The organism is Dyella sp. AD56, assembly GCF_002878475.1.
Lineage (GTDB): Bacteria > Pseudomonadota > Gammaproteobacteria > Xanthomonadales > Rhodanobacteraceae > Dyella.
Map to the genome: position 1 here is coordinate 135,208 of NZ_NRDP01000023.1, position 14,977 is coordinate 150,184.

General features: G+C 60.4%; 18 protein-coding genes. 14 read left to right on the forward strand and 4 right to left on the reverse strand.

The features are described from left to right. The first annotated feature begins 283 nt into the window (after positions 1-283). From DyAD56_RS15135 to DyAD56_RS15150, 4 genes are all read left to right on the forward strand, one after another. Complete coding sequence (locus DyAD56_RS15135) at positions 284-1,123, forward strand: SAM-dependent methyltransferase (protein ID WP_102303603.1); 840 nt, start codon at positions 284-286, stop codon at positions 1,121-1,123. A 175-nt stretch (positions 1,124-1,298) separates the two neighbouring features. Further along, positions 1,299-1,610, forward strand: a complete 312-nt coding sequence (locus DyAD56_RS15140; RefSeq protein ID WP_146010530.1) for a hypothetical protein — start codon at positions 1,299-1,301, stop codon at positions 1,608-1,610. Positions 1,611-1,618: 8 nt separating this feature from the next. Continuing rightward, a complete protein-coding gene (locus DyAD56_RS15145) occupies positions 1,619-3,394 on the forward strand; it encodes a GGDEF domain-containing protein (RefSeq protein WP_102303605.1) in 1,776 nt (591 codons plus the stop codon). Positions 3,395-3,586: 192 nt separating this feature from the next. Beyond that, a complete protein-coding gene (locus DyAD56_RS15150; RefSeq protein WP_102303606.1) occupies positions 3,587-3,991 on the forward strand; it encodes a VOC family protein in 405 nt (134 codons plus the stop codon). A gap of 49 nt (positions 3,992-4,040) precedes the next feature. Here the strand turns inward: DyAD56_RS15150 and DyAD56_RS15155 are convergent, their stop codons facing one another. Further along, positions 4,041-4,751, reverse strand: a complete 711-nt coding sequence (locus DyAD56_RS15155) for a DUF899 family protein (RefSeq protein ID WP_102303627.1) — start codon at positions 4,749-4,751, stop codon at positions 4,041-4,043. Between the two features lie 202 nt (positions 4,752-4,953). Between DyAD56_RS15155 and DyAD56_RS15160 the strand changes: the two genes are divergently transcribed. Next, the gene (locus tag DyAD56_RS15160) at positions 4,954-5,406 is read left to right on the forward strand and encodes a GyrI-like domain-containing protein (RefSeq protein WP_102303607.1); all 453 of its coding nucleotides are present in this window, start codon (positions 4,954-4,956) and stop codon (positions 5,404-5,406) included. Positions 5,407-5,416: 10 nt separating this feature from the next. Here DyAD56_RS15160 and DyAD56_RS15165 read toward each other — a convergent pair whose 3' ends face one another. Next, complete coding sequence (locus DyAD56_RS15165) at positions 5,417-6,037, reverse strand: hypothetical protein (RefSeq protein ID WP_102303608.1); 621 nt, start codon at positions 6,035-6,037, stop codon at positions 5,417-5,419. A 203-nt stretch (positions 6,038-6,240) separates the two neighbouring features. Here DyAD56_RS15165 and DyAD56_RS15170 point away from each other — a divergent pair, with 203 nt between their 5' ends. Both DyAD56_RS15170 and DyAD56_RS15175 read left to right on the forward strand, forming a co-directional pair. Beyond that, complete coding sequence (locus DyAD56_RS15170; protein WP_102303609.1) at positions 6,241-7,686, forward strand: alkaline phosphatase family protein; 1,446 nt, start codon at positions 6,241-6,243, stop codon at positions 7,684-7,686. 178 nt (positions 7,687-7,864) lie between these two features. Continuing rightward, positions 7,865-10,174 (forward strand): transferrin receptor-like dimerization domain-containing protein, encoded by a 2,310-nt coding sequence (locus DyAD56_RS15175; RefSeq protein WP_102303610.1) that lies wholly within the window; start codon positions 7,865-7,867, stop codon positions 10,172-10,174. Positions 10,175-10,190: 16 nt separating this feature from the next. Here DyAD56_RS15175 and DyAD56_RS15180 read toward each other — a convergent pair whose 3' ends face one another. After that, complete coding sequence (locus DyAD56_RS15180) at positions 10,191-10,514, reverse strand: GIY-YIG nuclease family protein (protein WP_102303611.1); 324 nt, start codon at positions 10,512-10,514, stop codon at positions 10,191-10,193. 266 nt (positions 10,515-10,780) lie between these two features. Here DyAD56_RS15180 and DyAD56_RS23635 point away from each other — a divergent pair, with 266 nt between their 5' ends. The 7 genes from DyAD56_RS23635 to DyAD56_RS15215 are packed head-to-tail and all read left to right on the forward strand — an operon-like array spanning position 10,781 to position 14,606. After that, positions 10,781-11,122, forward strand: a complete 342-nt coding sequence (locus DyAD56_RS23635) for a hypothetical protein (RefSeq protein WP_146010531.1) — start codon at positions 10,781-10,783, stop codon at positions 11,120-11,122. Beyond that, entirely contained in the window at positions 11,112-11,654 is a 543-nt protein-coding gene (locus DyAD56_RS15190) for a PAAR domain-containing protein (protein ID WP_102303613.1), read from the forward strand. Before DyAD56_RS23635 ends, DyAD56_RS15190 begins: the two co-directional genes overlap by 11 nt. Then, positions 11,647-12,402, forward strand: a complete 756-nt coding sequence (locus tag DyAD56_RS15195) for an alpha/beta hydrolase (RefSeq protein WP_102303614.1) — start codon at positions 11,647-11,649, stop codon at positions 12,400-12,402. The genes DyAD56_RS15190 and DyAD56_RS15195 overlap by 8 nt, the downstream gene beginning before the upstream one ends. Before the next feature lie 35 nt (positions 12,403-12,437). Beyond that, complete coding sequence (locus DyAD56_RS15200) at positions 12,438-12,971, forward strand: hypothetical protein (protein WP_102303615.1); 534 nt, start codon at positions 12,438-12,440, stop codon at positions 12,969-12,971. A gap of 17 nt (positions 12,972-12,988) precedes the next feature. Beyond that, positions 12,989-13,504, forward strand: coding sequence for a hypothetical protein (locus tag DyAD56_RS23640; RefSeq protein ID WP_233202495.1), 516 nt, complete (start codon positions 12,989-12,991; stop codon positions 13,502-13,504). A gap of 17 nt (positions 13,505-13,521) precedes the next feature. Further along, positions 13,522-14,037: a hypothetical protein gene (locus tag DyAD56_RS15210; protein ID WP_146010533.1), complete on the forward strand. Its 516-nt coding sequence runs from the start codon at positions 13,522-13,524 to the stop codon at positions 14,035-14,037. A gap of 35 nt (positions 14,038-14,072) precedes the next feature. Continuing rightward, the gene (locus DyAD56_RS15215; protein ID WP_102303618.1) at positions 14,073-14,606 is read left to right on the forward strand and encodes a hypothetical protein; all 534 of its coding nucleotides are present in this window, start codon (positions 14,073-14,075) and stop codon (positions 14,604-14,606) included. 171 nt (positions 14,607-14,777) lie between these two features. Here DyAD56_RS15215 and DyAD56_RS15220 read toward each other — a convergent pair. Further along, positions 14,778-14,977 (reverse strand): integrase core domain-containing protein (locus tag DyAD56_RS15220; RefSeq protein ID WP_146010534.1); only part of this gene is annotated, 200 nt, incomplete at its 5' end.

Below are 14,977 nucleotides of genomic sequence, written 5' to 3' on the forward strand. Positions count from 1 at the left end.
GGCCGATGCGGCGACAGTGGGCGGCGATGGCGCCGGGAGGCCCGGGCGTTCGAGCCCGATCGGCGCCGTGCCCAAGGTGGACGGCGTGCGAGGCTCTTGCCGGCGCGATTCTCACCGGCCGGTGAGGCTACCATGCGCCCAGGCGTAGGCGCGCGCCACTTTGCTTGTCTCGATCCAGCAAACTTTTCAGCGGTTGTGCAGGGCTTTGTGGCGGCTCGGGGCGATCCTTTGCCATATGTCGCCTGGCGTGCTCAGCGGTCAGAAATTGCCCTAATATCGCGGGATGGAAAACTCTTCGACACCGGCAGCGACAGACGTGCGCCACGGCAGCCTGGCCTGTGTCGGCCTGGGCATGACGCTCGGATCCCACCTCACGCCGCTGGCGCGCAGCCATATCACCCAGTCGGACGTGGTGTTCGCGGGTGTGTCGGACGGCATCGTGGAGGCATGGCTGCAACGCATGCATCCAGACGTGCGCAGCCTGCAGCCCTATTACCGGGAAGGGAAGTCGCGACTCACGACGTATCGCGAATGGGTCGACCTGATGATGACCGAAGTACGCGCGGGCAAGCGCGTCTGCGGTGTGTTCTACGGGCACCCTGGCATCTTTGCCTGGTCGCCGCACAAGGCTATCGAAGCGGCACGCGCCGAAGGGTATGCCGCGCACATGGAGCCCGGCATTTCCGCCGAAGATTGTCTCTATGCGGATCTGGGCATCGACCCGGGCCGTTTCGGTTGCCAGCATTTCGAAGCCAGCCAGTTGCTGCTGTTCGAACGCCGCATCGATCCCACCGGTTATCTGGTGCTGTGGCAGGTGGGGCACGTGGGCGACCAGTCGCTGGCGCGTTTCAAGGCGACGGGTGCTGCGTATCGGCAGGTGTTCGTGGACCTGCTGAGCGCGGATTATCCGCTCGACCATCAGATGATCATCTACCGCGCGGCTACGCTGCCCATCCAGCAGCCGCGCATCCGCCGTGTCGCCTTGCGTGACCTGCCGGATATCGAGTTGTCCGCCGAGGAAACCGTGGTGTTGCCCCCGGCGAAGGCCATGAAGCCAAACCTGGCGATACAGGCGCGGCTGGCGGAATTGGAAGCGGCGGAAAACGCCGTGGAGCCTGCGTAACGCGATACAGTGGCCACGCGCGACGGGGGAGAGGCCCGTTGGCGCATGGCACGATGATGGCCTGCCGATGACGCCTGTCATCGTGTGTCATCAAGCTATACCGGCGCGACCGTGGCGTGCCGGCCGCAGCAATCAATGCAAGATCATCACAACAAAACAGAGGGGGCTCTGACCTATGACAGATACGATGGATTGGCTTGAGGCCATTGGCCAGGATGCAACGCTGCGCTATGCGTCGTCTGATGAACTCTCCACCTTGCTGGCGACGGCTGATGCCTCCGAGGCGCTGGTGGCTGCGGTGGCATCGGGTGACAGCGCGCCGTTGGGGCGGGAGTTTGGGGAGCACGTGATGCACGTGACCCAAAGCTCTCAGACGTACCCGCAACGCGAGGAGCCGATTCCTGTGCCGGTTCCTGTGCCGGACGAAGAAGGGGAGCCGAACAAGGATCCCGAGTCCGTGCGCAACCTGCTCGCGCAGGCCGCCTAGGTATCGCGATGTCGCTCCGGCGATGCAAGGCTTGGCCACGGCTCGCACTTGCGAGCCTGGCCTTCTGCGTACTACCGGGCGTGATGCATGCCGCCGGGACGGTTACCGATCCCGGCGAGTTCCTCGAGCAGACCGAGCGGGTACGCACCATCGATCACCCGCGTTTCGTCGCCATGCTCGCGCAGATTCACGAAGAGGCGTCCCAGCTGACGCCCGTCCAGAAGTGGTACCTGCGTTACCTTGATGGGTGGCAGACAGCCTTCGAGGGGAATGCGACCAAGGCCAACCTGATGCTGCAAGACGTCATCGATCATTCCGGTGACGCGACGCTGAAGGCCAAGGCCATGGCCTTGCTCATGCACAATCTCGGGCTGAGCAACCATTACGAGGAAGCGTTTACGCTGGCCAACCAGCTGGCTTCCGATTTGCCGACGGTGAAGGACAGGCTGGCACGCTTCATCGTGCTGTCCAATCTCTCCCAGTTGATGGTGTACGCGGGGCAGACCGATCTGGCGATCAAGTACGCGCGCATGATGGAGGACGCGGTACCTCCCGGTGAAAGCCTGTGCAACCCGCTGTCCATGGAAGTGAGTGCACTCAACAAGACGGATCGGCTTACCTCGTCCAGCCCGAAGCTGCAGGAAGCGATCGACGCTTGCTCGGCCGCCGGACAGCCGGTGTTCGTCAATACCATGATGTTGATCAAGAGCGACCTTTACCTGACCGAAGATCGGCCGGAAAAAGCACTCGCCCTGTTGAACCGCCTGGCGCCGAGCGTCGCCGCAAACCGCTACTACTCCCACATGCGGGCAGTGCAAGTGCAGCTTGCCCAGGCATATGAAAAGCTGGGCGACGAGGCCAATGCCCGCAAGGCTGCGCTCGCCGCATTGACCATGAGCGGCCAGGACGAAGTCAGCGAATGGGTCCGGACCGCCTACGACGTGCTCTACAAGGTGGAGAAACGCCGTGGCAACCCTGCAGCCTCGCTGGCCTATTACGAGAACTTCGTCGCCCAGGACAAAGGCTACATCGACGATATCAGTGCCAGGTCGCTGGCCTATGCCACCGTGCAGCAGCATCTGCTCGCGCAACGGCTGGAGGCCGAGGGGCTGAGCAAGCAGAACAATATCCTGCGCTTGCAACAGGCGCTGGACACCAAGGCTGTCGAGACGAGCCGGCTCTACATCGCGTTGTTACTGCTGCTGGTCATCTCCATCGCGGCATGGCTGTTGCGCATCAAGCGCTCGCAGCTGCGTTTCAAGATGCTCTCCTTCCGCGACAGCCTGACCGGCATCTTCAACCACCAACACTTTGTGAGCGAGGCCGAGCGCGTGTTGCGCACCACGGAGAGGAAATCGGGTGCTGCCTGCCTGATCTCCATCGACCTGGATCACTTCAAGTTGATCAACGATACCCACGGCCATGCCGTCGGCGACATCGTGCTCAAGCACACCGTGACGCTCTGCCAGCGACAGCTGCGTCCCACGGATCTGTTCGGTCGCCTGGGTGGTGAGGAGTTCGGCATTCTGCTGCCCGACTGCACGCGTGAGCAGGGCGTGGCTATCGCGGATCGCATCCGCACGGCGATCGAGGCCACCCCGGTGGAGGGTGACGGCCGTCTCGTCACGTTCTCCGCCAGCATTGGACTGGCGTCCACCGACAGTTCGGGCTACGAGCTTCAGCTGTTGCGCAGGGAGGCGGACGCCGCGCTTTACCGTGCCAAGCGCACGGGGCGAAACCGCGTTATCGCGGACAACCAGCTCCCGGGCATGATCCGGGCCTGATCTGTTCGACCCGGCGCGCGCCGTGGTGGCGTTGCCCCATGTCGATCCGTGAGACGCTCGTTCGTCATTCTGATGAACCATCACGCCGGAACGATGACCGGCACGATTTAAAGGATGGCCATACGGCTGCCGTTGCGCTCGCGCGGCGGGACGCCGTAAGGCTTTCTGTCCCCACGATGTAGGAGTAGCCCGATGAAGTTCATTCCCTATCTTGATTTCGATGGCCAGGCGCGCGAAGCATTCGACTTCTACGCCAAAGCGTTCAACGGCAAGGTCACCATGCGCATGACCTACGGCGAATCGCCCATGGCCAACGACATGCCGCCCGAAACGCACGGCCGTGTGATGCATTCGCAACTGGAAACGCCCAGCGGCATCCTGATGGGCGCGGATGGCCCGCCGCACACGGTCGTCTCCAAAGGTTGCGTGAATATCGACGTGGACAACGCGGCAGAGGCCGACCGCGTGTTCAAGGCGCTGGCCGAGGGTGGCGAGGTGTCGATGCCCATCGCTGAAACCTTCTGGGCGCATCGCTTCGGCATGCTCACAGACCGTTTCGGCAAGGCGTGGATGGTCAATTGCCTGAAGGCGATGTGAGAGTGAATGACGCAACGGGCCGCGTAGTCGCGGCCCGTTGGTTCCGTAGTCAGGTGCCGTAATTCAGCTTCGGATACCAGTCAGTGCCGCGGCCTTCGGGTACGCAATCCAGGATGGTCCAGATCGGCATGAGGTCAGGGGCGCCGCGCGGGTCTTGGCCGGGGTCGGCGGTGGCCATGCCCATTTCGCCGGCCCAGAACAGGCGGATGTGGCCATCGCGTTTGGTAAAGACACAGAACGCCGGCTCATCGTTGCCTTTGTCATCGATGGCGCTGTAGTCGCGGCTGAAGTGGGCGTTGATGTCGGAGTACAGCGGCAGGTCTTTCCAGCCACGCTCTTGCTTGAAGGCGAGCAGGCGTTCGATAGGCGAGCGGGCGATCACAGCCAACGCGACGCGTTGCTGGATGTCGCGCGCCTCGCCGTTCCATGCGCCGAGCAACGAGGTGCACATGGGGCATGGGCGTTCACGCTGCGGGCCGAACATGTAGCTGTAGGTGACCAGGGTCTGTTTGTCGCCAAACAGGCCGGCGAAATCCAGCGGGCCATGCTCGCCCATGAAGCGGTAGTCGCCCTTCACGTCGGGGCCGGGTGGCAGCGCGCGGCGTTGCTCGGCCACGCGTTCGATATGGCGGCGCAGTTCGAGTTCTTCGGCCAATAGAGCGTTGCGGGCGTGGCGGTATTCAGCGCTCTCGCCGGCGAACGTGACGCCGTTGCGCTTCACCAGCTCGTCAACGGGGATCAGGGTGGGGGCTTGGGACATGGACATAACCTCGGGCGCAGAAGGTGGAGGGCCAGACGCATCCTTGACCTGGTGAGGCGAAGGCGGCGTCTATCCTCACGACGAACGGGGGGCTGCCATATCGACAACGCCCTGCCATGCAAGTGGCCCTTTTCACCCTGTTGCCATGCATGCCTACTGACTTAGTCTTGGGGTTCGCTCAACGCTGCCGCAGGACGCCGCCATGGATCACCGGATCGTATCGCTGCCCGCCTTCACGGTCGTCGGACTGGAGTATGTCGCCCGCAGTCCCAATGGCGTTGGGCCGCTATGGGAGCGCTTTCTGCCACGCGAGCACGAAGTGCAGCCGCTGGCGGAGCCAGGCGTGGCCTACGGCGTCTGCACGCCCATGCCGGACGGCATGCTGCGCTACGTGGCAGGCCTGCCGGTGGCTGAGGACGCAGCCGTGCCCGAGGGCATGGTGAAGTTCACCGTGCCGGCCCAGAAGTACGGTGTGTTCACGCACCGGGGTGTGGTGAGCGGGATCGCCGAAACCTTCCAGACCATTCACACCCGCTTGCTGCCCAAGCTGGGCCTGCGCGTGCGGGCTGGGGTGGAATTCGAGCGTTACGACGAGCGCTTTATCGCGCCGGACGACCCGTCGTCGGAAACGGATCTCTACATTCCCGTGGAATAAGAGCCTGTTCTCAGGCAGCCAGCTGGGCGCGGGGGAAGGCGGCGAAAGCCTCGTTCAGTGTGGTGCTTATCTGTGCAGCCAGTTCGCCGTAGTTCGCCGCGCGGGGCACGCGGACGCGCTTGGGGGCCTCTTCCAGCAGATCGACGAAACCGTTCGTGGTGGCATCCGCTGCGCTGGCGAACAGGCAGGCGCGCGGTGAGTCGAGGTACACGCGCATCTCCACGCGCACGCGGGTGTCAGGCGTAGCGGAGCTGTCCGGCTGGATCAGGATGGACAGCGAGCGATGGCCACGGCGACGCAGCATGCGCAGGCATTCATCCAGCTCGATCATCCATTCGTGGCCTTCCGGCAGGCACAGGTCGCGGTAGAGCACGGCTTCGAGCTCGTTCACCGCTTTGCGCACCTCATTCTCGATGCGGCCCAGGAAGCCCACGCGCAGTTCGTGCCGCGTGTAGTGGATGGGCATGGTGGACACCTGAACGTCGTTCTTGCGCACCAGGGTGGAGTGGTTGACGCGCGTGAAGCTCAGGCCTGCCGCTTCGTAGCTTTGCTGGGCGTTGGGGCCGCTGATGCCCGCGAATGCAGCCCATGCGGCCTTGAGATAGGCGATGTTCGGCGCCGTTTGCAGCATACGTGTCCCGCCATGACGTGTGGTCCGTGCCCCAATGCCGGGCACGAGGGGTTTATCGGCGCACCGGTTAGAAACTTCAGTCCCGCCGATCCTGAACGCCGGGATGTGCGCCGGGTCACGCGTACGACACGCGTCGATGATGGAATGCAGACACGCCAGGCGGCGAAATGGCCCTATCCCCACGCAAATCCCAAGGCGGCGACATGACCACCCAGACCGCAAGCCAGCTGTCGGCCATCAACCACATCGTGGTGCTGATGCTGGAGAACCGTTCCTTCGACCACATGCTGGGCTTTCTCTATGCCGACTCGGGCAACGTCTCGCCCGCCGGCCAGCCTTTCGAAGGGTTGACCGGCAAAGAGAACAACCCTGGAGCGAGTGGGGGAGCCGCCGTCACCGTATTCAGCATCCCGCCCAACACCACCAGCACGTACTACATGCCCGGCGCCGACCCCGGCGAGGGTTACAGTGCGACCAATGCACAGCTGTTCGGCAGCGCGGCCGCACCGGTGCCGCCGGTGGCGACGAATGCGGGCTTTGTCGCCAATTTCGCGTCCACGTTAACGTGGGAGGCGCAGCAGAAGCGCTCCATCCTGGCAGGCACCGTAGCCGCCGACATCATGGGTATGCACACGCCGCAGACCTTGCCGGTGCTATCGGCGCTGGCGCGTGGCTTTGCGGTGTGCGATCACTGGTTCGGCGCGGCACCCACCGAAACCCTGCCGAATCGCGCGTTCACTCATGCGGCGACCTCACAGGGCCACATGGACGACACGACCAAGTCGTTCACCGCGCCGACCATCTATGCCGCTCTCACGCAGAAGGGCGTGTCCTGGGCCATCTACGGCTACAACGCCGAGCCGCTCACGCGCGTGACGTACACCGATCTCGTCAACGCGCCGGATACCAACTTCGGCCAGTTTTCGGACTTCCAGACGGCTGCTGCGAATGGCACGCTGGCCGCCTACACCTTCCTCGAACCCAGTTGGGGTTCCAGCGGCAATAGCCAGCACCCTAACTACGACGTGGCGTTGGGCGAGCAGTTGATCCACGACGTCTACACCGCGTTACGCAGCAGCCCGCTGTGGAACCAGACACTGCTGATCGTGACCTACGACGAGCACGGCGGTTGCTATGACCACGTGCCGCCACCGACCAACGCCGTGCCACCTGATGCCACGGCGGGCGAATACGGTTTTGACTTCAAGCGCTTTGGGCCGCGTGTGCCGACCTTGCTGATTTCACCGCTGATTCCGGCAGGCACGGTATTTCGGGTGCCGTCGGGAAGCATGGCGCTGGATCACACCTCCATCCTGAGCACGGTCGAAGCGCGTTGGGGCGTGCCGGCATTGACGGCGCGTGATGCCGCCGCGCCGGATGTTGGCAACGTGCTTACCCTGGCGACACCTCGTACCGACGATCCGCTGGCAGGCGTGACGGCACCGACTTCCAAGGGCAAGAACCCCGCGGCGGGCGAGCCTTCGCATCTGCAAGAGGTTTACGCCGAACTGGTATCGCAGTTGCCCGTGCCCGATGCGCAGGGCAACACGCATCACGCGATGCCCGCGCTTACGACCGAGGCCGATGCGGACCACTACATCGCCGAGCGGCTGGCCGCGTGGAAGGCGTCGCGCGCCATACGGTCGTGAGCCCTCCTGCCGAAGGCTCATGCGGTGGATATCCGTCCAAAGCATGACCTTTGTCCTAGGCGAATGCCGCAGGGCTGGGGGTATAAGTGTCACGACAGCATTGAATATCGTCGCGAAGGGAGAGCGCGACGACAACGACTCGTGAACTATTCGCGCCACCGCTGGGGAGAGACAACGCATGACCCGTTTGACGATACGGCCGCTGCTGGCGGCTTGCTTGCTGGCTTCGATGGGCAGCGCATTGGCTGCGGACGATCCGGGCAAAGCCGACCAAGGCATGCTCGGGTTCACCACCGACGGCGCGGCCGCGCAACAGAGCCTGGAGCAACGCTTCGACGCCTTACTCGATCCCGCCGATCAGCGCGCGTGGCTCAAGCAAATGTCGTCCGAGCCCAATCAGGTGGGCTCGCCGCACGACAAGGCCAATGCGGAGTTCATGCTGGCCAAGTTCAAGGAGTGGGGCTGGGATGCCCACATCGAAACCTTCAACGTGCTCTATCCCACCCCGAAGAAAGTGGCGCTGGAGCTGAAAGGGCCGCACCCGTATACCGCCAAGCTGCACGAGCCGGCCGTGGCGGGCGATGCAACATCCAGCATCAAGGACGGCGTGTTGCCGCCGTACAACGTCTACGGTGGCGATGGTGATGTAAGCGCGCCGCTGGTCTACGTGAACTACGGCATGCCTGACGATTACAAGGATCTGGCTCGCCGCGGCATCGACGTGCGCGGCAAGATCGTGATCACCCGCTACGGCGGCGGCTGGCGTGGCCTCAAGCCCAAGCTGGCGCAGGAGCATGGCGCCGTGGGTTGCTTGATCTATTCCGATCCGCACGATGACGGTTACGCCGAAGGCGACACCTATCCGCAGGGTGGCTGGCGCCCGGAAGATGGCGTACAGCGCGGCTCGGTGGCCGACATGCAGCAGTACCCCGGCGATCCGTTGACACCCGGCATCGGCTCCACGCCGGATGCCAAGCGGCTGGCACTGAAAGATGCCAAGACCATCCTCAAGATTCCGGTCTTGCCTATTTCCTATGCCGACGCCACGCCGTTGCTGAAGTCGCTGACCGGTCCGGTGGCGCCGGGCAACTGGCGTGGCTCGTTGCCGATCACCTATCACATGGGCCCGAGCAGTGCGCCCGTACACCTGACCGTGCTGTCGGACTGGGGCCAAAAGCCGGTGTACGACGTGATCGCCGTGATCAAGGGTTCCACCGAACCCGATCGCTGGATCGTGCGCGGCAACCATCACGACGGCTGGGTGTTTGGCGCGTGGGATCCGCTGGCCGGCAACGTGGCGCTGTTGGCGGAGGCGAAAGCTATCGGCACGCTCTATAAGCAGGGCTGGAAGCCGCAGCGCACGCTGGTCTACGCAAGTTGGGACGGCGAAGAACCCGGCCTGCTCGGCTCCACCGAATGGGCGGAAACCCACGCGGACGAGTTGATGCAGAAGGCCGTGCTGTACCTCAACTCCGATACCAACGGACGCGGATTTCTGGAGGCGGGCGGCAGCCACTCCTACCAGCATCTGGTGAATCAGGTAGCCGAGGGCGTCGTCGACCCTGAAACCAAGGCGAGTGTGCGTGAACGCATGCGCGCACACGTCATGGTCAACGGCAGTAATAAGGACGCCAAGCCGGACGCCAAGGAGTTCGCCAAACTCGCTGCGGCAGGTGGCGACGTGCCGATCATGGCGTTGGGCTCGGGCTCCGATTACAGCGCCTTCCTCGAACACTTGGGCATCGCCTCGCTGGACCTTGGCTTCAGCGGCGAGGACGACAACGGCGGCATTTATCACTCTGCCTATGACTCGTTCGATCACTACGTGCGCTTCGGCGATCCGGACTTCCAATACGGCGTAGCGCTGTCGAAGGTGGCTGGCCATATTGTGCTGCGCACTGCCGATGCCAGCGTGCTGCCGATACGATTCAGCGATTTCAGTGACACGCTGGATCGTTATGTCGAGCAGTTGCACAAGCTGGTGGAGGACACGCGCAAGGACACCGAGCAGCAACACCAAATGCTCGACAAGCATGCGTATGCGCTGGTATCCGACCCGACGCGGCCGATCCTGCCGCCCGAACGTGATTCGGATGTGCCTGACATCAAACTCGCACCGCTCGATGACGCAGCGAAGAAGTTGAAGAAGAGCGCGCAAGCGTTCGAAGATGCATACAGCAAACGTGCTGCTGCCGGCTTCAAGCTGTCGGCCGAGCAACAGCAGCAGGTGAATGCGCTGATGGGGCAGATGGAGCAATCGCTCACCGATGCCTCTGGCCTGCCAGGACGCCCGTGGTTCCAGCACATGATCTACGCGCCGGGCATGCTCACCGGCTACGGCGTGAAGACAGTGCCGGGCGTGCGCGAGGCCATCGAGTCGCGTCGCTGGGATGAGGCGAACCAGTTTGCGCAGGCAACGGCAAAAACGCTGGATGGTTACCGTGAAAAGCTGGACACCATCACGGCGATGCTGAAGAAGTCGACCTGATGGGAAACGACCACCGTCATTTCGGCAACGCTGGGGTGACGGTGGTCGTCACGGTGATGTCCGTGTCGGCATGCAGATAGCCGAGCTTGCGGTGCTTCGGCAGCTGTTTGATGGCCCACTCGGCGCGCGATGCTGCCGCGCGGTTTTCATACGCGCGCGAACCGAGCAGGCGCAGCGGAGGGTGCGAGCGTGTGTAGCGCGCGCCCTTGCCATTCACGTGAGCCTGATAGCGTGCATCGAGATCGTTGGTGATGCCCGCGTAATACGAGCCGTCGCGGCATTCGATCAGGTACAGGCACCAAGTGCCGGCGGGTGTGGCGGTGTCGGTTGGGTCGGGCATGGTCGGGGCAGCGCATTCCATCGTTGCCAGTGTGCCTGATCTGCCGTGGGCGTGGGCTCAAAGATGGTTGGTAAGAGCGCACCTAGCATGGCATCGAGGCCATGCTGCCCATGTTTACCAAGGACAGCATGAAGGCTGCTCGCTACGCGAAGGAGCACGCCAACACCCTGCACGCACGAGAATAATCAGTTTGGGACAGATCTGATTGCCTGGTATTGGTCTGGCGCGATATATGCCCTAAACCAGTCAGACAAGGAAGATGAGCAGTGTCCGATAAGCGATACCCCAAGCGCATTCTCCCCTTTGCTGTTGCAGGCGCACGAACCAATCGGGGCGCCATTTTCCAAGAGGGAGGCTCAGGTCAGGAGATTCACGGAAAGAAAGTCCTCCGTGTTGGTGACAAAGTGATCGATCCCGTGGACGGCGAAGTCACCATCATCTCCGGGCTCGACAAATGCGTTGATCGCGGTGAATTGATTGCGGGACTTGGCAGTGTGCTAAGTAATGGCACGTTCATCGTCGATGCCGGCCAGAACTATGTGTACTGGGCCAAGGACGAGTTAGGAAGCGTCGCCGTCTTCACTGCGGAGGAAGCACATGCTTCGTAGTGGTGGCCCCATCCGTCTGGGCGATCTGACCTCGGGTGGCGGTCGCGTTATTACCGCTAGTGGCACCAACTTCATCATTGACGACCTCCCACTTGTGCTCCAGGGCGACAAGGCCACCTGCGAAAAGCACGGCGGGATACAAACCTTTGTCGAGCACTGCCTTGGGAACATGGACGAAGACAAAGGCTGGGTCATCGAGGGTTGCAAGTTGAGCTGCGGATGTATCGCCTACAGCTCTTGCGCAAGCACATTCTGGGTGGAAGACACGGTCGGTTGCGGATACCCGGCGTCTGAACTAGCGCAAATGAGTCCATGGCTCTCGACGCCCGCTGACCCAGACTCCATCGCCTATGACCAGCAATTTCAATTGGTAGATGACGGCGGTCTGCCAGTCCCCAACACAAAGTACAAGATCGTTTCCGCCACCGGAAAGCTGAAATCTGGCATCACGGATGCGGAAGGCAAGACCATGCGCGTCTTCGCAACTGCAGAGGAAGATCTTGACGTTCATTGGGTGGGTTCAAATGGTTGACGCACAAACTGCGGCGGTCGCTTCGGGCGATATTCATATCGGCTCAGGCACGACGGATACGGCGAAGGGATCTGTCGTTAAGATCACAGTGCCGTCGCTAGCAGAGCCGGCTACCGTGTTTTTCATCGGTGGGGCTGGCGACAAGACGTCTTATTACTTCTCTGGTCCAAACAACAACGTCGTGCGCGCACAAGAAATACTGGAAGCACGCATATCCGATCTTCTAAAGCGAAAGTTTTATGTTCCCTGCTATCTCGGCTATTACGAAGTACATAGCAAATCGGACATCAAGAAGAACGTCTTAAGCGTGATACCAAGCAAGACCGCACCAGTCTATATTGTTGGTCATAGTCTTGGCGCGTGGAATGGTGCTCATCTGTCGCGAATGCTGACAGATGCCGGCTACAACGTCGTCATGCTTGTGACACTCGACCCGGTCGGTGGCGGCGCCATCGTCACTCTCGGTTCTTCCATTTGGTCTCATGCTGAGCCGACACCAAATGCCAAGGTCTGGATCAATGTGCATGCTGCGCCGACACACCCCAATCAATCGGACGGCGTGGCAAATTTCGGTGATCGCTGGGTTATCAAGTCTGGCCCCAACGTCAATGTTGACGTGAACGTCAACCATGCCAACGCTGGAGCGATTTTTAACACCAAACTGGCCAACGGCATGACCGTGCCCGAAATTATGGAAAATTCCATCCGCTCTTGGACAAGAAGGGCCACCGCAGAGCCTTCTAAATAGCGCGCACATTACCTTGAACGAGTAGCCGTAGATCTATGAAGATCCGATATAGCTTCGTGTTACCGATCCTTCTGTCGCTCGTATGCACGGCTTGCTTCAGCACTCCGGAGCCTCCTGCTGAGCTCACCTTCATAGGATTCGCGCCAAAAGGATATAACTACGAGCTAACTTTCAACTCAGGCACCGACTTCTTCGCTCATTATTGGGAGAGGGAGCGTCGCCCCGTTGTGACGCGGTTTCTCAAGTGTTCACTGGACGGCGATACCGATTTTTCGGTTGATCACGTGTTGCTTCACTATATGAGGGGAAGTATTGAGCCGGAAGAGGAAAGAATGGCGAGCGATGCGGCTCAGTTTACTTATAGGGTTTTGCTGAACTTTCAACAGACTGACAGTAATGGAAGTAGCACTCAAGACCTCGACGCAGCGGCCATCAAGGAGTTGCTCGCAGGCAGAAGTACCATTCCCTGCAAGGTTGTCATGACCATCTTTTGGTCAAAGCCCTACTATTCGAAGACTATGCAGGTTCCAGTCAAGGCCCTTCTCGATGCGGTAAACGTAGATCCGTGAAGATTCGATGTCGCTTCGTGTTGCCAATTCTTCTGGCACTGGCTTGCACAGCATGCTTCAGTACGCCCGAGCCGCCGGCTTCTCTTGGTTTTGAGCGGTTTACGCAGAAAAAGTACGAATACTATGAGTTCGTTTTTAAATCAAATGTCGATTTTTTTTCTACGTATTGGGTGAAGGAGGGGCGGCCAGTTATAAGGCGAATGCTGGTTTGTTCGCTGGATGGCGACACGGATTTTTCTGTAGAGCATACGTTGCAACGCTTTATGAGGGGCGAGATTGAATCAATAGGTAGAGCAGCTGAGGGAAAGCAGACTCAGTACAACTACGCGGCACTAGTCAACTTCAGCGAAACGCTGGACGGTGGTCGGAGTGACAATCATCTGAGCGGTGATGCGATTAACCAATTGCTTGCTGACCGGTCAACGGTTCCATGCAAGGTCATCATGACCATCTATCTCTCAAAGCCGTACTACTCGAAGACGATGCAGGTTCCGGCCAAGGCACTACTCGACGCGGTAACCGTACATCAGTGAAGACCCGATATAGCTTGGTGTTGCCGATCCTTTTGACCCTCGCATGCACGGCTTGCTTCAGCACCCCGGAGCCTCCAGCTGAACTTACCTTCACCGGAATCTCGCCAAAAGGTTATAGCTACGAGCTAACTTTTGATTCGGATACCGACTTCTTCGCCCCCTATTGGGTCAGGGGGCGTAGACCTGTTGTGACGCGGTTCCTCAAATGCTCGCTGGATGACGATGCTGACTTTTCGGTTGATCATGTGCTGCTTCGCTTCATGAGGGGCAGTATTGAGGAAGCCGAGCAGAAGGCACCGAGTAATACGTCTCTGTTCAAGTTCAAGGTTCTACTGAACTTCCAGGAGACGGACAGTGGCGGTAGCGGCTCCAAAAACCTCCATGCTGCCACCGTCAGCAGATTACTCGCGGGCAGAAGCACCATACCCTGTAAAGTTGTTATGACCATCTATCTGGCGAAGCCTTACTACTCGAAGACGATGCGAGTACCAGTCAAGGCCCTTCTCGACGCGGTAGCACAACCAAGTAAGTAGCTCGCAGTCTGTCCCGACGGGGTGGTCAAAGAATTATGAAGATCCGATACAAACTGGTTTTGCCAGTTTTTATGATCCTGGCTTGCACAGCTTGCTACAGCACGCCCGAGCCTCCAGCCACACTCACCTTCACCAGTTTCGCGCCGAAGAGATATAGCTATGAGCTAACTTTCGATTCGGACACCGACTTCTTCGCTCCTTATTGGGTGAGAGGGCGAAGGCCGGTTGTTGGTCGTTTTCTAACCTGCTCGCTTGATGACGATACCGACTTTTCTGTCAAGCATACGCTTCGCCGCTTCATGATGGGAAACGTCGACTACGGTGAGCCGAAAGCAGTTGGTCAACAGACTGCCTTCACGTACAAAGTTCTGCTGGACTTCGAAGAGACAAACAACGGCGGAACCACCAGTGAGCACCTCAATGCGGTGACCGTCAACGAGTTACTCGCGGGCAGAAGCACCATTCCCTGCAAGGTTGTCATGACCATCTTTTGGTCAAAACCCTACTACTCGAAGACTATGCAGGTTCCAGTCAAGGCCCTTCTCGATGCGGCAAACGTAGATCCGTGAAGATTCGATGTAGCTTCGTGTTGCCAATTCTTCTGGCACTGGCTTGCGCAGCATGCTTCAGTGCCCCCGAACCGCCTGCCGACTTGCACTTTGAGCGTTTCGAGCAAAGCGGAAATTTCTATGCCCCGACGTCCCCCCGCTTTCAGTAGCGGGACGAATTAGAGCCCAGTGTCACTTTAGCTGCTTCGCATAGTCGGCGGGCGTGAGCCCGCCCAAAGCCTTCTTGGGTCGTTCTTCGTTGTATTCCCGGCGCCAGGTTTCGATCTCGGTGCGTGCGTGAAGCAGGCTGGGAAACCAGTGCTCGTTGAGGCATTCATCGCGCAAGCGCCCGTTGAACGATTCGATGTAAGCGTTCTGGTTGGGCTTGCCAG